Origin of the sequence: Nitratireductor indicus C115 (assembly GCF_000300515.1) — a bacterium.
GTDB classification, from domain to species: Bacteria; Pseudomonadota; Alphaproteobacteria; order Rhizobiales; family Rhizobiaceae; genus Nitratireductor; species Nitratireductor indicus.
In genome coordinates, this window is the sequence record NZ_AMSI01000001.1 from 484,170 (window position 1) to 503,877 (window position 19,708).

The 19,708-nt window shown below is 59.1% G+C and carries 18 protein-coding genes and 1 tRNA gene; 12 read left to right on the forward strand and 7 right to left on the reverse strand.

Annotation, left to right across the window (positions count from 1 at the left end):
* Positions 1–42 precede the first annotated feature (42 nt).
* The gene (locus NA8A_RS02325) at positions 43–381 is read left to right on the forward strand and encodes an ArsR/SmtB family transcription factor (protein WP_009755781.1); all 339 of its coding nucleotides are present in this window, start codon (positions 43–45) and stop codon (positions 379–381) included.
* 140 nt (positions 382–521) lie between these two features.
* On the opposite strand, the gene NA8A_RS02330 is transcribed toward NA8A_RS02325, so the two are convergent.
* Positions 522–1,496 carry a LysR family transcriptional regulator gene (locus tag NA8A_RS02330; RefSeq protein WP_040671514.1) on the reverse strand — a complete coding sequence of 325 codons (975 nt, stop codon included), beginning with the start codon at positions 1,494–1,496 and terminating at the stop codon, positions 522–524.
* Between the two features lie 138 nt (positions 1,497–1,634).
* On the opposite strand from NA8A_RS02330, the gene NA8A_RS02335 reads away from it, so the two are divergent.
* The 7 genes from NA8A_RS02335 (at position 1,635) to NA8A_RS02370 (ending at position 8,924) form a co-directional block, all read left to right on the forward strand.
* The gene (locus tag NA8A_RS02335) at positions 1,635–2,624 is read left to right on the forward strand and encodes a TRAP transporter substrate-binding protein (protein ID WP_009755783.1); all 990 of its coding nucleotides are present in this window, start codon (positions 1,635–1,637) and stop codon (positions 2,622–2,624) included.
* A gap of 119 nt (positions 2,625–2,743) precedes the next feature.
* Complete coding sequence (locus tag NA8A_RS02340) at positions 2,744–4,111, forward strand: MmgE/PrpD family protein (protein WP_009755784.1); 1,368 nt, start codon at positions 2,744–2,746, stop codon at positions 4,109–4,111.
* A 26-nt stretch (positions 4,112–4,137) separates the two neighbouring features.
* Positions 4,138–4,605 carry a TRAP transporter small permease gene (locus NA8A_RS02345; RefSeq protein ID WP_009755785.1) on the forward strand — a complete coding sequence of 156 codons (468 nt, stop codon included), beginning with the start codon at positions 4,138–4,140 and terminating at the stop codon, positions 4,603–4,605.
* Positions 4,606–4,608: 3 nt separating this feature from the next.
* Positions 4,609–5,898: a TRAP transporter large permease gene (locus NA8A_RS02350; protein ID WP_009755786.1), complete on the forward strand. Its 1,290-nt coding sequence runs from the start codon at positions 4,609–4,611 to the stop codon at positions 5,896–5,898.
* A gap of 1 nt (position 5,899) precedes the next feature.
* Positions 5,900–6,661 (forward strand): enoyl-CoA hydratase/isomerase family protein, encoded by a 762-nt coding sequence (locus tag NA8A_RS02355; protein ID WP_009755787.1) that lies wholly within the window; start codon positions 5,900–5,902, stop codon positions 6,659–6,661.
* Between the two features lie 61 nt (positions 6,662–6,722).
* Positions 6,723–8,309 (forward strand): AMP-binding protein, encoded by a 1,587-nt coding sequence (locus tag NA8A_RS02360; protein WP_009755788.1) that lies wholly within the window; start codon positions 6,723–6,725, stop codon positions 8,307–8,309.
* Between the two features lie 541 nt (positions 8,310–8,850).
* Positions 8,851–8,924, forward strand: a tRNA-Gly gene (locus NA8A_RS02370).
* A 147-nt stretch (positions 8,925–9,071) separates the two neighbouring features.
* Here the strand turns inward: NA8A_RS02370 and NA8A_RS02375 are convergent.
* The 6 genes from NA8A_RS02375 to NA8A_RS02400 all read right to left on the reverse strand — a co-directional run bounded on the left by NA8A_RS02375 (position 9,072) and on the right by NA8A_RS02400 (position 14,102).
* Positions 9,072–9,278 carry a hypothetical protein gene (locus NA8A_RS02375; RefSeq protein WP_009755789.1) on the reverse strand — a complete coding sequence of 69 codons (207 nt, stop codon included), beginning with the start codon at positions 9,276–9,278 and terminating at the stop codon, positions 9,072–9,074.
* 123 nt (positions 9,279–9,401) lie between these two features.
* Positions 9,402–9,596 (reverse strand): hypothetical protein, encoded by a 195-nt coding sequence (locus tag NA8A_RS02380; protein ID WP_009755790.1) that lies wholly within the window; start codon positions 9,594–9,596, stop codon positions 9,402–9,404.
* 235 nt (positions 9,597–9,831) lie between these two features.
* The gene (locus tag NA8A_RS02385) at positions 9,832–10,614 is read right to left on the reverse strand and encodes a glycosyltransferase family 25 protein (protein WP_009755791.1); all 783 of its coding nucleotides are present in this window, start codon (positions 10,612–10,614) and stop codon (positions 9,832–9,834) included.
* Positions 10,615–11,542: 928 nt separating this feature from the next.
* The gene (locus NA8A_RS02390) at positions 11,543–12,322 is read right to left on the reverse strand and encodes an ABC transporter permease (protein ID WP_009755793.1); all 780 of its coding nucleotides are present in this window, start codon (positions 12,320–12,322) and stop codon (positions 11,543–11,545) included.
* The gene (locus NA8A_RS02395; RefSeq protein ID WP_009755794.1) at positions 12,319–13,110 is read right to left on the reverse strand and encodes an ABC transporter ATP-binding protein; all 792 of its coding nucleotides are present in this window, start codon (positions 13,108–13,110) and stop codon (positions 12,319–12,321) included. Before NA8A_RS02395 ends, NA8A_RS02390 begins: the two co-directional genes overlap by 4 nt.
* Positions 13,111–13,121: 11 nt before the next feature.
* On the reverse strand, positions 13,122–14,102 hold the full coding sequence (locus NA8A_RS02400; protein WP_009755795.1) for an ABC transporter substrate-binding protein: 981 nt from the start codon (positions 14,100–14,102) through the stop codon (positions 13,122–13,124).
* A 166-nt stretch (positions 14,103–14,268) separates the two neighbouring features.
* Here NA8A_RS02400 and NA8A_RS02405 point away from each other — a divergent pair, with 166 nt between their 5' ends.
* The 4 genes from NA8A_RS02405 (at position 14,269) to NA8A_RS02420 (ending at position 19,702) form a co-directional block, all read left to right on the forward strand.
* Entirely contained in the window at positions 14,269–16,347 is a 2,079-nt protein-coding gene (locus NA8A_RS02405; protein WP_040671520.1) for a hydantoinase/oxoprolinase family protein, read from the forward strand.
* 15 nt (positions 16,348–16,362) lie between these two features.
* Positions 16,363–18,096: a hydantoinase B/oxoprolinase family protein gene (locus NA8A_RS02410; RefSeq protein WP_009755797.1), complete on the forward strand. Its 1,734-nt coding sequence runs from the start codon at positions 16,363–16,365 to the stop codon at positions 18,094–18,096.
* A complete protein-coding gene (locus tag NA8A_RS02415) occupies positions 18,093–18,926 on the forward strand; it encodes a sugar phosphate isomerase/epimerase family protein (RefSeq protein ID WP_009755798.1) in 834 nt (277 codons plus the stop codon). Before NA8A_RS02410 ends, NA8A_RS02415 begins: the two co-directional genes overlap by 4 nt.
* Before the next feature lie 101 nt (positions 18,927–19,027).
* The gene (locus NA8A_RS02420; protein ID WP_240532717.1) at positions 19,028–19,702 is read left to right on the forward strand and encodes a TetR/AcrR family transcriptional regulator; all 675 of its coding nucleotides are present in this window, start codon (positions 19,028–19,030) and stop codon (positions 19,700–19,702) included.
* Positions 19,703–19,708 lie beyond the last annotated feature (6 nt).

Consider the following 19,708-nt stretch of genomic DNA (forward strand, 5'->3'; position numbering starts at 1 on the left):
AATCTTTGGTATGATAATCATCATACCTTGTGAAGTCTAGCTATGAACAGCCTGCTCCCCGAACCGAACGTGGAAGATCTCGACCTTGCGACGGTTTTGGCGGCATTGGCCGATCCGCATCGGTTGAGTATTGCTCTGGCTCTTGCCGCAGCGCCCGAGACCGTCTTGAGATGCGCCGCGTTTGATATACCAGTGACCAAGGCCACGCGGACGCATCATTTTCGCGTGCTGCGTGAGGCAGGTATTATCCGTCAACACGATCACGGCAACGGACGATCCAATCAACTTCGCCTTGCCGATCTGCGGCAGCGATTTCCGGGGCTGGTCGAGATGCTTTTGGCTGAACAGGCCGAAAGAGGATCAGCAATACGGGATGGTTGATGCGTCTGGCCCTTCACGCGTCTGAGCAGCATCTCTTCCGGGTGATTTCGACCGTTGTGAACGGGTCAGATTTCCGGGGGGAATGGCATGCGGGAATTTTGTTTGGATTAACTTGTTCAGGATGAGGATAAGGACTGGGGTTAAATGTGCGCCTTGAACTGGTTCACGCTTAGCCCTCCGATCCGCAGGGCCTCTGTTGTAGTCAGGCCGCCGAGGCCGGAAATCTTGGGAAGAAAGCCGGTAAAGATAGCTTCCTGAGCCGCTTTGGCGATGCGTTGGCTCAGTTCTGCATTTTCTGTTCGTTGTGCGATGAGCCACAGCGTGCGCGACATCGGTGCTTTGCTGAGCGGATAGATGCGCAGGTCCGTGTCGGAGCGGACGCTCTTCAGGACAACAAGCGGTGTTGCAATGGTCCATCCGATGCCGGCGCCTACCATTCCAAGAACGGCATCTGATGTATCGAGCTCATAGCGGTGCTGGGGGCTCAAGGCGTGTTCGCGTAGATAGTCGTCTACCTGTCTGCCGAAAAAGGACGATCGCGAATAGCGAATAAGTGGCATTTCCTCGCATAGCTGCTCTGCCGTTTTCGGCTCCGGGCTGCTTGAAGGCGGGGCTACGATAAAGAATGGCTCCTCGAAAATCGGTAAAACTGTCAGTTCGAACAGGTTGTGCGAATTGTCAGAGGTGATCACGAAGTCCACCCGTCGTTCGAGAAGGGCGCGAACACTGGTTTCGTTGATTCCAGACAGGACCGACCATTGCGCGGCGATCGTATCGAGGGCTTTGACCAGATGCGGACCAACCGTCGCTGCGAAGGAATCCACCATGCCGATCCGCAGGAGCGGGAGCAGCTTGTTCATGTCGAGATCGACACTTTGCTCGAGGATCCGGGCGCGGCCCAGAAGCTCCAGGGCCCCCTTGTAGAAGGTGGTGCCGAGCAATGTCAGGCGCGCCGGCCGCACCGTGCGGTCCACCAGCTGGGCGCCGATCGATTTCTCCAGATTGGCGATTGCCTGCGAGACGGCGGACTGTGTCAGACCGAGGCGCTCGGCGGCCCGGGACATGTTGTCCTCTTCAACCGAGGTAACGAAAATTTCCAGCGATCTCAGGTTCATCCAGCTTTTCATACGCGCTCTTGGCTCCCGGAATCTTTCCGGTTGACTATACCGCATATAAGCCTTATATTAAATATAAGTAAAGCTAATAATAAGGTGAATGAACGCCTGCAAGCAGAGGGTAACAAGGAGAGTTGCATGGCACATATTTCTCTCAGAAAGCTGATATTCGCGGGAGCCGCGCTGTTGGTCGCCAGCACCGTAGCCGGCGCGGAAACCGTGACGCTGCGCCTCGGCAACATCACCGATCCGCAGCATTCCGAAACGAAGGCTCAGGAATATTTCGCCAAGCTCGTCGAGGAGAAGACGAATGGCGAGGTCAAGATTCGCATCTTCTCCGGCGGGCAGTTAGGCGATGCCCCCAGCCAGTTGGAGGCGATCCGTCTGGGCGCACAGGACATGTATGCCGGCGGGACTGGTAATTTCGGCAAATATGTCAGCGATTGGAACATCACCACGGTGGGTTTCGTGTTCCGGGACACGGATCACTTCATGAAGGTGCTCGACAGCGAGCCCTACAAGAAGATGGAGCAGGACCTGCTCGACAAGGCGGGCTTCAGGATGGTGTTGCGCAATGGTGCCCGTCCCGGCAAGCCAGTCATCTCCACCAAACCGATCATGAGCCCCGATGACTTCAAGGGCCTCAAGGTGCGCGTTCCGCCATGGGAAGGCTTTGTGAAAACCTTCGAGGCGATGGGTGCGAAGACTGTAAGCCTCCCCTGGGGCGAGACCTATCTCGCACTCAAGCAAGGCGTGGCCGAAGTGGCCTGCGCGACAGTTTCGGGCTTCTACGGCCAGTCGCTTCAGGAGGTGGCGCCCTACCTGACATTGGTCGATTTCTTCAGCGACAGCTTCACCATCGTGATCGGCGACAGGAAGTTCCAGGGACTGTCACCGGAACATCAGCAGGCACTGCTCGATGCGGGCACTGAGGCCGGTGAATATTACACGAAACTCGCCGTCGAGGATCAGAAGGAAATCATTGAAAAGATGATCGACGATGGCGCTGTGGTCATTCGCGTGAATCCCGAGCCGTTCATCGAAAAAATGGGTCCTGTGGTTGCTGACATGGAAACCAAGGTCTGGTCGACCGCAGGCTTGTTCGACGCGATCCAGGCGATCAAGTGATCCTGTGTGGCACGGAGAGGTTCACCTCTTCGTGCCGCATTCCACTCCTTTAAAAACTGAGCGTCGACTTCGATCCGCGAGATCGGGTTGTACGGTCATGTCGTCCAGGGAAAACCCGCATGCTGAAAACCACGATTCCCCCGATCACAAAAGTTCTTGCCGAATTCGTTGCTTCTCAATCCTGGGACACCTTGCCGGAAGATGCGCGCGAATGTTCCAAGCAGGCGATCGCCGATTGCATCGGCGGGGCCATCGCGGGGGCCACGGAGCCTCCCAGCAAGGTAGTGATGGAACTTGCGCGCTTTGAACCGGGCAATGTGGCCATTTGGGGTAGTGACATCATGACCACGGAGCGCATGGCCGCGCTGGCCAACGGCACCCTGGCGCACGCACATGATATCGACGATACAAACGAGTCCATGCGAGGGCATCCATCCGCCCCTGTAGTGCCGGCAATCTTCTCCATGGTTCCGGCGGTCAAGGCAGGAGGCAAGGCGTTGATCGCCGCCTATGCGGTCGGAGTCGAGATCGAGGCAAAGCTCGGTCGTGCGATGAACATGGAACATTACGAGCGCGGTTGGCACACGACCTCCACGCTCGGCACGCTGGGAGCTGCTGCGGCGGCGGCGAACCTTATGGGCTTGGACAGCGAGGCTTGTGCGCGCACGCTTGCGATCGCGGGCACGATGGCCTGCGGGGTTCGCGCCAATTTCGGCACCATGACGAAGCCGCTGCATTCGGGACTGGCTTCTGAGCATGGTGTCACGGCAGCGCGGCTAGCGGCGGCCGGGTTGAGCGCAAATCCCAATGCGCTGGAGGCGAAAGAAGGGTTCATCGACCTGTTCTGCGGCTTCGATCACGTGGCCGCCAGCTTGGCCGTATCGGACCTCGGCGCGCCTTTCGACGTGGTGAATCCGGGCATCCTCTTCAAGATCTACCCGACATGCTCCCTGACGCATCACGTGCTCGATGTTCTGCTGGAAGGGCTCGCGAGCGGCGCCATCCGGCCCGGTCAAATCAAGCAGCTGAATTGCGGTATTGGATATCGCTGCGAGAACACGCTTCCCTACCATCGCCCGACGACGGGGCTGGAAGGTAAGTTCAGCATGGAATATTGCGTTGCCGCCGCGCTGCACTACGGGAAGGTGACCTTCGCCGAATTCTCGGACGAAGCCGTGAACGCTCCGGCCATTCAGGCCCTGTATCCGAAGTTGAACGTGTATATTCATCCTGAGCTTCGCGAACGGGATTCGGTCTTCAACGATTTTGCCGATATCGAGGTCATCCATGAAGATGGCGAGGTGTACAGCAAGCGTCTCTACAAGCCGAAGGGGCACCCGACCAATCCTCTTTCCTGGGAGGAGCTGGCCGCGAAATTCGTCGATTGCGCGGAGCCGGTCGTCGGGGCGGAAAAAACGAAGCAAGCATGGAATGGTCTGCGTCATCTGGAAACGCTGACGGGCTCCGAAATCGTTTCCTTGTTATGATTTTTCGGAAATGGAGAGTTCCGAAAATGAGTTTTATCGACAAATGGCTGAAACATCTGGAAGAGGGAGCGGCGACCATCCTGATCGCGCTCCTCACCCTGACCATCGCCGCACAGATCTTCTTTCGCTATTTCCTGAACTCACCCTTGAGTTGGAGTGAGGAGCTATCGCAGTTTCTGCTGATCTGCCTCTGTTTCGTTGCGGCAACGGCTGTTCTCAAACGTGGTGAGCACTACTCCATCGATACGTTCATAAGCATGCTGCCAGTGGAGGTGCGGCGTTTTGCCGAAGCCGCGGCGCTGCTTGTTGAACTGTTGTTGCTGGTGGCGCTTGCCTACTATTCGTTCCGCATCGGGGCACTTTATGTCGGCACATACTCGTTGATCCTGAAGATACCCGAAGAAGTGAAAGCTTATCTGATGAGCTACTGCTTCTTCTCCATGGCCCTCCACGTGGTGGTCCGGATATCTAAAACCTTCAAGCCGGGGGCGTGAACCATGGAGGGCATAGTCTTCGGTGTTATCCTGGTCGTACTTTTCGCGGCGAATGTGCCAGTTGCTTTGACGCTTCTTGCCGCAACGGTGGGGTTCATTCTGACGGGCAGCGATTTTCCGCTGGAGATCGTGACACAGCGCATGTGGGGCGGAGTACAGTCCGTGGTTCTGTCGGCCATTCCCATGTACATCCTCGCTGCGATCCTGATGAACAATATGGGTGTGACGGAACGCATATTCCGTTTCGCCTGCGCGTTGGTGGGGCATCTGCGAGGAGGGCTCTACTACGTCAACATTCTGGCGAGCGTCATATTCTCCGGTATGTCGGGGTCCAACACAGCAGATGTCGCTGGTTTGGGTCGTATCGAGATTCGCGCAATGATCGATGCTGGATATGATCGTGCATACAGCGCGGCTATTACGGCTGCATCTTCCATCATCGGACCCATCATTCCGCCGAGCATCATTCTGGTGGTCTATGCCCAGCTTGCGAATGTCTCTACCGGCAAGCTGTTTCTCGCCGGCGTCCTGCCTGGCTGCCTGATGGCGTTCTGCCTGTCACTGATCGTTTTCACGGCGGTGCGTGCAAAGCCCGTACTGGCGGGCAATCCCCTTCCACGTGCGAGCCTGAGGGAATTCCTCATGAGTGCGCGCGACGGGTTCTTTGCTCTGCTTTCTCCCGCCATCATCGTCGGGGGCATGACGCTCGGCATCGTCACGCCTTCCGAGGCGGGGGTGCTTGCGGTTCTCTATTCGATGCTGCTCGGTCTGATCTATGGCAGCCTTTCCCTGGAAGTGGTCATCCGTTCGCTGCGTGAGGCGGCCTTCTTCACCGGCGCGATCATGTTCGTCATAGCGGCATCCGGTGCATTCGGATGGGCCGTGAATATCATGGAGGTTCCCGAGACAATCGGCACGGCGATCCAGGCCGTGACCGCAAGCAAGTGGATTGCCCTCATCCTCATCAACATTGGTCTGCTGATGTTGGGAGCGCTGGAGGCCGGGTCCGCTGCGCTGATCATCGTCGCACCGGTGCTGATCTATCTCGGACGGCTTTACGGGATCGATCCGGTGCAGCTCGGCATCATCGCGGCCGTCAATCTGACGATGGGCTCAATGACACCTCCGGTGGCACTCTCCCTGTTCATTTCGGCGCAGATCGCCGAGGTGCCCATGAAGCGCGCCGTGCTGGCGGCGATCCCCTTCTTTCTGGCGCTGATCGCTTCGTTGCTGATCATAACCTATGTGCCGGAGTTTTCTCTCCTGCTGCCGAACCTGTTGATGGGAACGTGAAATGCTGGAACTGGAAAAACATGGCAGACTTCTGGTGCTGCGTCTCAACAACCCGGCCAAGCTCAATGCCTGGAGCGGCGCTGTGCGGGAGGACATTCGCAAGGCTCTCGCATCGGCGGACAAGGATCCGCAGATTGTCGCGGCCGTCATCACCGGAACGGGCGAACGCTCGTTCTGCGCAGGCGCGGACCTTTCCGACCCGACCATGAGCATACCGTCCGCCGCCGCGGGGCGTATGACGGCGTTCCAGGACTTCTATGTCGGCATCCAGTCTTTCAGGAAACCGCTGGTCGCGGCTCTGAACGGCTTTGCGCTGGGTTCGGCGTTCCAGGCGGTCTTGCTGATGGATTATCGTGTTGCCCATGCGGGCGTTCGCTTCGGGTTGCCGGAGATCAATTCCGGCATGCCCTGCATAACGGGCTCGGCTATCCTTTCCTGGTCCGTCGGTCCCATGCTCGCCCGCTCCATTGCTGTGAGTGGGCGGTTCATGGAGGCGCAGGAGGCGTCGAGTTTGGGGATGCTGGAAGAAATCGTTCCTGCGGAAGCAGTGGAGGAGCGATCCTTGCAAGTTGCCGACGAACTCGCGGCGAAATCTCCCGAAGCTTTCGCCGAAACGAAGCTGTGGCTTCGCGATCTCACGCTACCTGCGCTCGAGGCCGCCTTTGCCCGCGCGGCGGAGGTGAGAGCGAAGGAAGAAATAACCCGGTCAGTTAAGTCCGGCATTTCGGGCTTTTTCGCCGGACACAATGCCAGGAATGCGTAGAGCGTTCTCCACTCCGAACAAGTGAGTGAACTGGCGTCCAAGAAAATTCTGGAGAATGACCATGAGCGGCAGGAACTCAGCCGACTTCAACATGCGTGCGCATTGGCCGGCGCCGGGAGAAGGTACCTTTCGGACAATCCTTGAACAGCGGGCGAACACCGACCCGGATCACCCGTTCTGCGTCTGGGAAGGGGGGCAGTTGACGGTGCGGGAGCTTCATGAGCGCTCGACGAAATTAGCGAACGCCCTGCTCGACCTGGGCATCGGCAAGGGTGACGTCGTCGCTCTCATGCTCGATCAGCATGCCGAGCACATCATCGCGCTTTATGCCTGTGCCCAGATCGGTGTCGCGCGGACCTCCGTCAATGTGAATGCCAAGGGCGACTACCTATCGCTTCTGCTGGCCGATGCCCGGCCCCGCGTTCTCATCGCGGAGACCACCTACCGGCCCTTGCTGGATCAGGCCCTTGGCGAGACGGAAATCGCGCATGTGATCTGGAACGACGACAGCGGAACGGGTCAACTCGACAGGCTCATCGAAGGGGGCGCAACCACACCGCCCGCACTGTCGGCCGGGCCTGATGATCCGCTGGTCATAAATTATACGTCGGGAACGACGGGAGCGCCGAAGAAGTTTTCACGTTCAGACCGCGTCGTGCAGATCGGTTCGATCGGGTGCCTGCTGATCGGGGAGATGGAGCCGGGCGACGTCCTGTTGTTCTGGGAGCCCTTGTATCATGGAGCGGGGCATCAGACCGTCTTTGCCGCGATCATGGAGAAGCTTACGCTCGCCATGGTTCCCCGCTTCAGCGCCTCGCGCTTCTGGGATCAGGCCCGCCGTTTCAACGCCACCAAGATCCATTACATTGGAGGCATTCTGCCGATCCTGCTGAAGCAGCCGGCCCGTGACAACGATCGCGATCATGCGGTGAAGGTTGCCTGGGGGGCGGGGTGTCCGGAGGACATTGGAGAAGAGTTCGAACGACGCTTCGGGGTGACCGTCAATGAAGGTTACGGTTTGAGCGAGGTGGCGAACTATGTCTCGATCAATGTCGGGGGACCGCGCGGTTCCATCGGAAAACCCCTTCCGTGGTTCTCGGTGAGGATTATCGATGACGGGGAACAGGATGTTCCACAGGGAGAAACGGGCGAGATCGTCGTGAAGGGCAAGAGCGAGGGGCATACGTCCGTTTCGCTCAACAAGGTTCAGACCAGAACGCAGGCCGGTTGGATCAAGACGGGCGACCTCGGCCGGTTCGACGAGAACGGATATCTGTTTTTCACGGGACGTAAGAGCGACAGCCTACGGCGCCGGGGAGAGAATGTTTCGGCTTGGGAAGTCGAGCGGATCGTGGCCCGCCACCCGTCGGTGGAAGAATGCGCCTTGGTCGGTGTCGACAGCGGTCTTGGGGCTGGCGATGATGACTTGAAGCTCTTTGTGAAGTTAAAGCCGCAGGAGATGCTTGAACCGTTGGATCTCATCCAGTGGTGCGAGGACAAGATGCCTTATTTCCAGATCCCCCGTTACGTCGACTTTACGCAGGAGTTTCCGAAGACACCGAGCCAGCGTATTCGCAAGGCAGAGCTATCGCGATCAATCGATGATTGCTGGGATATTCAAAACAGCGGCTACATTCTGAAGCGATAGCCTTGGACGAGTACTGGGCAGTTGCCGCTGCGTCCAAAAGCCGTCTTGGGATGCACTGCGTTCGATATACCGGTGAGCAAGGCCTGTCTGAGCGCGTCATTTTCGCGTGTTTCTCGAGGTGGGTGTCGTCCGTCAATGCGATCATTGCAACGGACGCTCCAGCCAGCTTCGCCTTGCCGATCTGCGGCAGCGATTTCCGGGACTGGTCGAGATGCTTTTGGCTGAATAAGCCGAAATCGGCGATGTGGGATGCTTGAGGGCACATAGCCCGTTACGCCGCCGTCACGGTGTAGATCATGTCGTTCTATAGCGGCTGGCAAGCGCATCACCACCCCGCGCTGCCTGATCGGCATCTTTCCTCGGTGATTTCGGTCGTTGTGAATGGGGCGGATTTCGGCGGAGAGCCGTAAAGGCATGTGGGAATTTTGTTTGGATGGAGCCTGGTGGCGGTAAAGGCCGTCAGGCTGCCGAACGGTTGTCGTGAATGGCGATCAAAACCCGCTTGACGCCCGGCCTCCGGTCGCGGATTAATGCGCGCTGCGCGGGTATGATGTAATGGTAGCCTGTCAGCTTCCCAAGCTGAACGCGCGGGTTCGATTCCCGCTACCCGCTCCATCTTGCCGGGCAGGTTCCAAGTCCCTCTCATTTTCCCGAGCTTTGCACGCAGCCACGCAGGAGAAAAGCCCTTCTCCAGCCCTGAAAAGAGCGTTGTGAAATGATCGTCAGGAAGCGCGCCGGAACGTCTTGGATGGGGTGTCGACCTCAGTCGCCCATCTTGTTCAGAAACATTTCCTCAAGATAGAACTTCGATCCGATACCCTCGGCAGAGCGACCGCACATGTCGGCGGCGTCCTTGACCACCGACCGAACCTCGTCGTGCTTCAGGACGCCCTGTTCATCCAGGGCGCGTAGCAAGCTTGTCACGAGCGTGGTCATTGCATTCAACTGGTCGCCGGAACTATATTTCATAGTAATTCCTCCCAAGAATTGCAGTGTGATTGAAGCAAATCGTCCGACCGAAGTCGAGCGCTTACTTTTCACTTTAAATGACTTTTTCTCAGAAGAAGGCGTCCTATGGCGCGGCCGTCCCGATCAGGATTGGCAGGAGTGCTTCTGTTCGGGGAATGCGATCACATTTGAAGCGGGTTTGCGAAATTCGGCATGCGTAACCGCATCCAGCAACATGTCTATGGCCTGGCGGGCCTGGTCGCTGGTTTCGTCGCTTCCGCGAAGATAGTCCTGAGCCCGTTGCAGATGAAGCCTTGCGGCGGAAAAATCACTCTTCAAGATTGTCTCCAGTTTGCCGCCCGGTCCCTATGTGCCGGCTAACTGAAAACACGGGGCTAATCTCCACAGATCGATTTATCTCAAATTTGCACGAATTCTGCCTTGCAGAAGGAGGCCGCAGGGAAAAGGCGGTGTATTCGCGCGGCTTCCGGGCGGGGAAAACGGCGTTGAAATCGTTGCGACCATATCCGTTTCAGGAGTTATCGTTTTGACGGTATGGGGAAAGGAGGGTGCCTTATCCGAAGGTCACGCGGTCGAATTTGAAGCGCTCGATGCCCTTGATCCGACGATAAAACGCACGTGCCTGCCGGAATGGCCGCAAGAGCTCCCGTTTGAGCTTTTGCGCGATCCCGCTTTTCGGTGCCTGTATTTTGCGCTTGTTTGCGTCGAAGCGCTCGGCGTCGATCGTGCTGCGGAACGCGCCTGTTGCCTCTTCTTGAAACATGCTCTTCTGTTTCAGCGGCGCAGGCGCCATTTGATAGATGACTGCATCCCGAACGAAATCATGTCCGAACACCACAAGGTCGACAGCCTCGGTGAAGTCTTCTGTAATATCCAGCAGCCTTTCGGCGGCACTGCGGGTGATGATATATCCCGCACATCCCCAGCTGTCGGAATGCAGTCTGCGCAACACGCGTTCCCCTGATAGCGCTATTGCGTCCATCGACAGGAGCTGTTTCTGACCGGTTGCCTCGACCCGGACCACATCGGCCTGTTGCGGGAACCAGCCGTCCTCATGGATCAATTCAGCGAGCGAAGGCAGGAGTTCCGCGTCGTCTTCGAGTATGAGGGCGCGTTGGTGAGGGGAGGATATGAGGCGCTGCCAGGCCAGCCGATGGCTCATGAAGCACGCGGTCGCGCCAGGCATGAGTCCGTGGCGTTTGAGCGTACCGGGATCGATTGCCTTTCCGTCGACCGCCGGAACCCGCTCGAAGTCCAGGGAAAGCGCTTCGCACTGCTCGCGCATGAAGTCCATTCGACCGGCGGACCGGTCGAGGTTGATAATGTAGATATGCATTGCACCCCACCTGATAGCTCCAATTAGCTGAGAGCCGTGCCCGCTTGCAAGTGCGCTGGTGTTGGGATTCCAGAGGGGAGACGGAAGTTATTTTATCTAGCGTGGTGAGAAAAGATGCGGGAGGGCGCGGAGGTATGAATGCCTGCGCTGTATTTCGTTAAGCGGCGAAAATAAAAGGCATTTCTCCGCTATGTGTTAGTTCAGCTGTACAAATGGATTTTCATATACGCCTGTGATGAACCCCCTTCGATGGCGCGGGAGCTTGATTTCATCCTTAAGATTTGGGGGAAATGGTGAGAAATATTCTTTTTGCAATGCTCGGGCTGTCCTTGGCGGCCTGCAGCACGATTGCGGATGGCCCGGGTAGCGACGTATCGGCGTCGAGCCGGAAGGGCAGTGCCCAATCCGGTCAGCGGAGGGAGGCAGCCTCGGCAAAGGATGCATGCGGGCAGGCCGTGCAGTCTCAGGAAGGAGCTGCCGTATTGGGCGCTGTGCTCGGTGCCGTCGGTGATTATGCTCCCTATAGCAGTCGCAATGGCTGGGCAGTGCGGCGGGCCGCTCATGCGGGAAGCCGGATGGCCGGTGCAGCTGAATCCGCGAGTGCCCGGGAAGCTGGGCGCAGGTGCTGAAAAGATCGGATGAGATAAAGGCGGGTTGAAATGACCGGCCCGCTTCGATTGGAACATCTAGAGAATTTTGCAGTCAGGTGGAATCACCTGACGTCTGCATAAATGCGGAAAACAAAGAGATAGAGCGGTTCAGGGTTTCCATGAAACGATGAACCGATCGATGCGCAGCCAGATGAAGACGCCTGGCTGCGCATTTCCTGGAGCATTTTGCGGTCAGGTGGAATTACCTGACGCCCGCATAAGTGCCTGAGAACAAGACGATGAAGCGGGACAGGTTTCTGTGAAACGATGAAACCGCTTTAGCGCTGGGACACGTGCCAGGGCAGGGCAAGGCGTTCCGCAATATCGACAATGTAGAAAAGCACCGTCCCCATGAGTCCCAGCAGAACGAGGGATACGAAGACGCGCGTCGTGTCGAATTGCCCCTGAGCGGTGAGCACCAGGAAGCCCAGCCCTTTGCCTCCCGCCACGAACTCGCCGACGATCGCGCCAACGAGTGCGAAGGATATGGCCACTTTCATGCCGGCGAAGAGGCTCGGCAGGGCATTTGGCAGGCGAATTTTCAGGAGGACGTCGAGCTTCGAAGCGCGTGTCGCCCTGGCCATGTTCAGCATGTCCGGGTCAACCGAACGCAGACCGAGAACCGTGTCGATGACGATGGGAAAAATCGCCAGCATCACGGCAACCGAAATCTTCGGTTCGAGCCCGGTCCCAAGCCAGATGACGAAAAGCGGCGCTAGCGCCACTTTCGGAACCGAATTGATGGCGACGAGCAATGTGTAGACGGTGCGTTCCAGGAATTTCGATTGCACGATGCCAATGGCCAGGATGACGCCGAGCGCGACCGAGATTGCGAAGGCGAGCGCGGTCGTTCCAAGCGTATAGAGCATGTTGCGCAGGAAGGTGCCTGGGGTCGCGATGAAACTCTGCCAGATGTCGGAGGGCGCCGGCAGGATAATGGCGGGCGGCTGGAAGAGCCAGACGCAGCCTTCCCACAGGAGCAGCGAGCCGATCAGGACGAGAGCGATATCGCGTGTGCGCGATTCGCCGGTGAAGAGCGAGCGGAACCAGTCGGTCATTCTTGGAGGATCCCGAGTTCTGCGAAATGGTGCCGAATGCACTGCGTGTAAGCGCCGAAAGCCGGTGTTTCGCGAATGGACAGGGAGCGCGGTCGCGGCAGGTCGATATCGATCACATCGACGATTCTGCCGGGGCTCCGGGACATCATCACGACGCGATCCGCCAGGAAAACCGCCTCCGAGATGGAATGCGTGATGAAGAGAACGGTCTTGTTCGTACCCTGCCAGATGCGCGACAATTCGACATTCAGGTCGTCGCGGGTCATCGCGTCAAGGGCGCCGAAGGGTTCATCCATCAGCAGCAGGTCGGGATCGCAAAGCAGGGCCCGGCAAATGGAGGCGCGCTGGCGCATGCCGCCCGAAAGCTCCCAGGGGTGCCGCTTTTCGAAGCCGCCAAGCCCAAAGCGATCGAGCAATTGCATGGCCCTGTCGCGGTATTGCGCCCGCGGACGCCCCATGAACTCGGCCTGCAGCAGGACATTGTCGAGGATGGTGCGCCAGTCCAGGAGCACATCGCGCTGGAAAACGACGCCCATGCCGTCGGGCGGGCCGGAGAGTGGCTGTCCGGCGACGGAGATCGTCCCGCCGGTGATTGTCTCCAGCCCTGCAACGCATTTCATCAGCGTGCTCTTGCCGCAACCGCTGGGGCCGACAATGCTGATGAATTCGCCCGGCCGGATGTCCAGATTGATGTCGCTTAGCGCGGTGACCGCCCCATGCGAGGAAGGATAGACCTTCCCCGCATTCGCGATCGCCACATAAGGAACGGGACGTACTGTGGCGTTCATGTCGGCCACGCCTACTGCTTGACCAGATCGTTGGTGTAGTAGTCTCCGGTCTTCCAGCCGGGCTTCACGACGCCGGCCCGCTCCATGCCCTTCAGGGCAGCGGTCCAATCCTCTTCCGCCTGCCAGCCGATGGGTTTCCCCTCGGTTGCCGGAGTGTTGAAATACTCGATGGTGAGCTTGATCTGTTCGCGCAGCACATCACGGTTGAGATTGGCGTCGGGGCGCTGCGCGATCATGGCGTCGACACCCGCTTCCGGATCTTCCTCGATGGCCTTCCAGGCGCGTTGTTGCACTTCGACAAGCTTGGCGAGTGCCTCGCCCTTCTGGTCGATTGTCTCATCGGTGGCAATCAGGCCGTAGCTCGGGAAATAGAGATCGGCGAGGTCCGATGTCAGGCATTTGGAGGGACGGTTCGCCTCCGCCACGGGCAGGGCCGATGACACCGTGGACATCAGGCCATCGGCGCGCTTCGCCGTATAGGTGCCCCACAATGCGGCTGGATCGACGAACATGATCTCGACCTTGTCGCGGTTGAGGCCGCCGCCCTCCAGAAAGGCGTCGATATAAGGCGCCCACGGGCTTGCCGCGAAAACGGTGATCGATTTGCCGTCGAGCTCCGAAATCTTGGTGATCGGCGAATCCTTGTCGATCAGGACGCAAAGATCGGTCTTGCGGACGAAGCCCGCGAAAGACTTGACCTTCGCGCCCTGCTCGCGTGCCGACGGCACAAGGCCAAGCTGGATTTGCCCCACATCGACCTGGCCGGAATTCACGAGCTGAAGGGTGTTGCCGGAGCCGCGCCCATCCTGAACGTCGACATCCAGTCCCGCCTCTTCGAACCATCCGCGCTCCTTGGCCAGATGCATGCCTGCATGGACGCCCCAGGGCGAGAAATCGAGCCGGACGGAAAGCTTTTCCTGTGCCTGGGCGGACCATCCGCCCATGAGCGCAAGTGCCGCGGTTGCGGCGAGTGCGTGCTTGAAGCTGCGCATTGGGTTCCCCTTTTTGTTGTCTTATAAATTGAGACTACATAGTCCAATTATGGAGCGCAAGCCGAAAAATTTTCATATATCCCTTGATATAGGAGGCTTGATAATTCGAAATGAGGAAGATAGATAACTAACTAATTAGTCCAATAATAAGAGAGGGGACACGGCTTTGGCCCGTAGCAGACAAGCCAGGATAGGTGTGGATATCGGTGGCACTTTCACCGATCTGGTGCTGATTGAAGATGGCGGACGCGTCCTTCACGGAAAGGTGGCCTCAACGCCCCGCGCGCCCGAGGAGGCGGTGTTGGAAGGTATCTCCACTCTTGTTGAAGGGGCGGGGCTCGCTGTCGCGGATATTGCCGAAATCGTTCATGGCACGACGGTAGGGTCCAACACGTTGCTGCAAAAGGTTGGCGCGCAAACTGGGCTGATAACCACCAAGGGCTTTCGCGATGTTCTGGAGATCGGGCGACTGCGCACGCCGCACATGTTCGATCTGCAATGGGAAAAGCCGGTCCCGCTCGTGCGGAGGCGTCACCGCCTTGAAGTAAGCGAACGCATTGCTGCCGATGGTTCGGTGCTGGTGCCGCTCGACGAGGAGGAGCTGGTCGCGGCCGCGCAGGCGCTGCTTGGCGAGGGTATTGAATCGCTTGCCCTGTGTTTCATCAACAGCTACCGGAACCCCGTTCACGAAAAGCGCGCCGAGACGCTTTTGCGCGAACGCTTTCCCGCGCTTGGCATCACGACGTCCGTTTCGGTTCTGCCGGAAGCGAAAGAATATGAGCGCACCAGCACGACCGTCGTGAACGCCTATGTCCGCCCGGTACTCGAAGCCTATCTTGCGCGGCTGGAAAGCGGTATCGCCAGCCTGGGGATCGACGCACCGCTGCTCGTAGGCAATTCCAACGGGGCTCTTGCCTCATCCGACACAGCGCGCAGCAAGCCGGTCTTCTTCATCTCTTCCGGCCGAGCGGCCGGCGCAGTTGGCGGAAGCCGTCTTGGCACAGCGCTCGATCTCGACAACCTGGTCATATTTGATATGGGCGGCACCACCGCTTCGGCATCGCTGGTTCGCGATGGCGAGCTCAGCCGTGTCAGCGAGTATGAATTCCGCGCCGGCATTTCCACGCCGAGCCGCTTCATCAAGGCGGGCGGCTACATGATGAGCGTCCCCACCGTGGATGTGGCCGAAGTCGGCAGCGGCGCGGGGTCCATCGCGCATCTCGACAGTGCCGGTCTCGTCAAGGTTGGTCCCGTATCTGCGGGAGCGGATCCCGGCCCGGTCTGTTATGGCCTGGGAGGCACTCGTCCGACCGTGACCGATGCCAATCTCGTTCTGGGGTATCTGCCGCAGGCGCTCGCTGGCGGGTCGCGCACGCTTTCTGTCGAGGCCGCGGGCAAGGCCATCCGGGATGAGTTGGGTGCGCCGCTCGGGCTGGACGAGGTGACGGCTGCCTTCGGTGTGCGTGAAGTGGTGAATGCCAACATGGCTCGCGCCATACGTGCGGTAACCGTTGAGCGGGGTGTCGATCCGCGAGACTTCACTCTGGTTGCGATTGGCGGCTCGGGGCCGGTTCATGCTGCGGCGATTGCCGAGCTTTTGTCCATGAAGAGTCTGCTCATACCGGCTTCCCCCGGCGTGTTCACGGCCATGGGCATGCTCGCCGGCGATGTGGAGCGCTATTACATCGCGCCCTTTGCGATGCTTCTGGAAGATGTCGACACGGCTGCGCTCGCCGAAGCCACGGCGAGGCTGCGCGAACAGGCACGCAAGACCCTTTCGGAAGAGGATATCGCCGACGACGATATGGAACTCGTGTCCGAGGTGGATCTGCGCTTCCGCGGCCAGGAAATGTCACTCCCGGTCCGCTTCTCTGAGCCGTTCGACATGGCGAAGGTGCGGGATGACTTTCTGGAACAGTACCGCGCCATCTACAACTATTCCTCCTCCGACAGCATCGAAGTCGTCAGCGTCCGCATGACGGGTCGCGGCCTGCGACCGGGGAAACTCGATTTTCGCAAGCTTCAGGATGCCGTCGCCGACGACGTGGCTCCCATGTCGCAGCGCCAGGTCTTTTTCGGCCGCGAGCGCGGCTGGCTCGAAACGCCGGTCTACGACCGGCTTCGCATTCCACGGGTGATCGAGGGACCGGCCATATTGGAGGGCAGCGACAGTACTGTCGTCGTACCGCCCGGAGCGACGGCTACCCGCGATGATTTCATGAACCTGCACCTCAAGCTGGCCTGAGCGAAGGAGACACGAATGAGCACTGCAATAGATCCGATCACCTTCGCAGTCCTGAAAAGCGCCGTGGAATCCATCGTCGACGACATGGCCTATACGGTGATGCGCACAGCGCGTTCGCCCATTGTGCGCGATGTCCTCGATTATTCGACCACAATGTGCGACGCCGAGGGCCGCATTCTGGCGCAAGCAAAGACCGTTGCCCTACACCTGGGAGCTGTGCCGGACGCCATGGAAGCGCTGCTTGCCCATTTCGGCGACAACCTTGCGCCGGGCGACGTCATCATTTTCAACGACCCCTATGATGGCGGCATGCATCTGCCGGACATCTTCATGTTCAAGCCGATCTTCCAGGAAGAGCGGCACATCGGCTTTTCGGTGGTGATCTGCCATCATTGCGACGTTGGGGGCCGGGTGCCGGGGTCGAATGCGAGCGATTCCACGGAGATTTTCCAGGAAGGCCTGCGCATTCCGCCGCTCAAGCTTTACGACCGCGGCGTGCGCAACGACACGCTGCTCAACATCATCGCCAAGAATGTCCGACTTCCTGATCTGGTCATCGGCGATCTGGAAGCGCAGCTAGCGACCTGCGCGCTCGGCGAGCGCGAGCTTCTGCGCGTTGTCGAAAAATACGGGCGCGCCCAGTTCGAGACCTTCCTGGCCGATTTCCTCGATTATGGCGAGCGGCTGACCAGAAACGAAATCCGGCAATGGCCTGATGGCCGCTATGAGTTTGTCGATTATATCGACGGCGATGGTTTCGATGAATCGCCCATCCCCATCAAGGTTGCCATCACCGTTGCCGGTGACCAACTCGATGTGGATTTCAGCGGCAGTTCACCGCAGGTCAAGGGTGCCATCAACTCCACCCTGTCCTTCGTGAAGTCGGCCACCTATCTTGCCGTGCGCTGCGTGCTGGATTCGGATGTGCCCAACAATTCTGGCGTCTATCGCTGTATCGATATCTCCGCTCCGAAGGGCTCATTCCTCAATCCTGAGTTTCCCGCGCCCGTGGCAGCCCGCGCCCTGACGGGGTATCGCGTGGCCGATACGGTTCTGGGCGCCCTGTCGAAGATTGTGCCGGCCCGCGTTGCCGCCGCAGGTGAGGGCGGCAATTCCGTCGTCTGTCTCGGCGGTTACGACAAGGAAACGCGCGAACCCTTCATCATGGTCGACATGATCAACGGTGCCCTGGGCGCGCGCGCTACCAAGGACGGCATCGACGCGATCACCAACCCGTCCCAGAACATGTCGAACATGCCGGTCGAGATCATGGAATCGACCTATCCGATCCGCATCGAGGAATACAGTCTGAGGCCGGATTCCTGTGGAGCCGGCGAAACGCGCGGCGGTCTTGGGGTCATCCGTCAGTATCGCCTGCTGGCTCATGACGCGATCCTGCAATTGCGCGCCGACCGCTACGACCACAAACCGTACGGCCTGTTCGGCGGTGGAGAAGCAGCCCCGTCGCGCAATCTGCTGAGCAGCGGCGGAAGCGGCTTCGAGCTTCTGTCGAGCAAGGTTACGCGAAACGTCTCGCGCGGAGATGTCATTCGTCACGAACAGGCCGGTGGCGGCGGGTATGGCGACCCGTTGGCGCGTGCGCCGGAAGCCGTTCTTGAGGACGTGATCGACGGCAAGATCACTGCGGGCTTTGCGCGCGAGCACTTCCGTGTCGTCGTCGAGAACGGCGCGATCGACGAGAAGGCAACCGCAAAGCTACGCGGCGAGACGGAAGAGGTACTGGCGTGAGCGATCTTTCGCGGTTTGCGATCAACCAGATCACCACGCGCGACTGGTCGCTGAAGGAAGCTGTCGACGGCTATGCGCGCCAGGGAGCGGCCGGCATTGGCGTTTGGATGGATTATCTCGACGCGGCGGGTGTGAATGCGGGTGCAAGGATCATCCGTGAAGCCGGTCTTTTCGTGCCGTGCCTGTGCACCTCCGCATGGGTGAACCTTGCCGAAAGGAGCGCTTTCGACGCCGCAATCGCAGAGAACCGCCGCCGTCTCGATGCGGCGGCCGAAATCGGGGCTTCCTGCCTTGTCGTGGTGCCGGGCGGTCTTGCCACCGGCGAACGCGATCTGCAGGCAGCGCGCTCCCGTGTCGAGAGCGCGCTGGAAATCCTGCTCGATCATGCCCGCAGCGTCGGCGTGGCGCTTGGGCTGGAGCCCTTGCATCCCATGTACGCGGCCGACCGTTCCTGCCTTTCCACCTTTGCGCATTGCCTTGAACTGACGAAGAAGCTGGGCGAAGGAACAGGCATTGTCGCAGACACCTATCATTGCTGGTGGGATCCTTTTTTCGCTCAAGGGCTGCGCGAGGCGGGGTCCGAACACATCCTGACCTTCCATCTCGGCGACTGGCTCGTTCCCACGCGGGATGTCTACCAGGACCGCGGCATGATCGGTGACGGGGTCATCGATTTTGCCTTCTATCGGTCGGTCCTGGACGAGATCGGTTATGACGGTCCCTTTGAGATCGAGCTCTTTTCCAAGCTCGACTGGTGGACCCGCGACGGCGCGGAAACCACGCGTATCTCGATCGAACGCTGCGCACCGCTTGTAGGTGCGCGCAAATGAATGTGATGGTAAGCGTCAAGCCGGATACCAGTGGTCTGACCGAAACAGATGGTACCATCTGTTGGAATCGTGCCACGAGGCTCCGGGAGAAGGGCGACGCTTTGCAGAACAAATCAAAACCCGTGAAACGGGACTCGATACGCACGCAAGAAAAGATTCTCGCTGCCGCGCAGGCTGAATTTGCACGCAGGGGCTATGATGGCGCGCGGGTGGACGCCATCGTGGCGCGAGCGAAGATCAGCAAGAATCTGCTTTACCATCATTTCCGCAGCAAGGAGGACCTCTATATCCGGGTCCTCGAGCGGACATATGAGACCTTGCGCCGACGTCAGGGGGATATTCCGCTGGCCGGCCTCGATCCCATCGAGGCGATGCGGCGCCTCTGCGAAAGCACCTTCCAGGTCTTCGTGGAAGAGCCGGATGTCATCGTCATGCTCAACACGGAGAACCTGCATCGGGGCAAGCACATCTCCAAATCCCCCATCATCCGCGCCCTCTATGACCGTCTGTCGGAATCGCTGCGCATCATTCTCAAGGATGGCGAGGAGAAGGGCGTCTTTCGCAAGGGGATCGATCCGGTCGAGCTTTACATCTCCATGTCCGGTCTCGGCTATTTCTATCTGTCCAACCAGCACACGCTTTCGCTGCTGTTCAACCGCCGCCTGCGCGACCCCGAGAATATCGCGCGTCGCCAGGCGCATATCGTCGACATGGTCATCAGCTATCTGACGCGCATTCCCGAGGAAGGGGACTGGACGCCGGACCTGGTGCGATAGGCAACC

Coding starts and splice junctions, on each gene's coding strand:
- NA8A_RS02325 (WP_009755781.1), top strand. CDS start 43: ATGAACAGCCTGCTCCCCGAACCGAACGTGGAAGATCTCGACCTTGCG.
- NA8A_RS02330 (WP_040671514.1), bottom strand. CDS start 1,496: ATGAACCTGAGATCGCTGGAAATTTTCGTTACCTCGGTTGAAGAGGAC.
- NA8A_RS02335 (WP_009755783.1), top strand. CDS start 1,635: ATGGCACATATTTCTCTCAGAAAGCTGATATTCGCGGGAGCCGCGCTG.
- NA8A_RS02340 (WP_009755784.1), top strand. CDS start 2,744: ATGCTGAAAACCACGATTCCCCCGATCACAAAAGTTCTTGCCGAATTC.
- NA8A_RS02345 (WP_009755785.1), top strand. CDS start 4,138: ATGAGTTTTATCGACAAATGGCTGAAACATCTGGAAGAGGGAGCGGCG.
- NA8A_RS02350 (WP_009755786.1), top strand. CDS start 4,609: ATGGAGGGCATAGTCTTCGGTGTTATCCTGGTCGTACTTTTCGCGGCG.
- NA8A_RS02355 (WP_009755787.1), top strand. CDS start 5,900: ATGCTGGAACTGGAAAAACATGGCAGACTTCTGGTGCTGCGTCTCAAC.
- NA8A_RS02360 (WP_009755788.1), top strand. CDS start 6,723: ATGAGCGGCAGGAACTCAGCCGACTTCAACATGCGTGCGCATTGGCCG.
- NA8A_RS02375 (WP_009755789.1), bottom strand. CDS start 9,278: ATGAAATATAGTTCCGGCGACCAGTTGAATGCAATGACCACGCTCGTG.
- NA8A_RS02385 (WP_009755791.1), bottom strand. CDS start 10,614: ATGCATATCTACATTATCAACCTCGACCGGTCCGCCGGTCGAATGGAC.
- NA8A_RS02390 (WP_009755793.1), bottom strand. CDS start 12,322: ATGACCGACTGGTTCCGCTCGCTCTTCACCGGCGAATCGCGCACACGC.
- NA8A_RS02395 (WP_009755794.1), bottom strand. CDS start 13,110: ATGAACGCCACAGTACGTCCCGTTCCTTATGTGGCGATCGCGAATGCG.
- NA8A_RS02400 (WP_009755795.1), bottom strand. CDS start 14,102: ATGCGCAGCTTCAAGCACGCACTCGCCGCAACCGCGGCACTTGCGCTC.
- NA8A_RS02410 (WP_009755797.1), top strand. CDS start 16,363: ATGAGCACTGCAATAGATCCGATCACCTTCGCAGTCCTGAAAAGCGCC.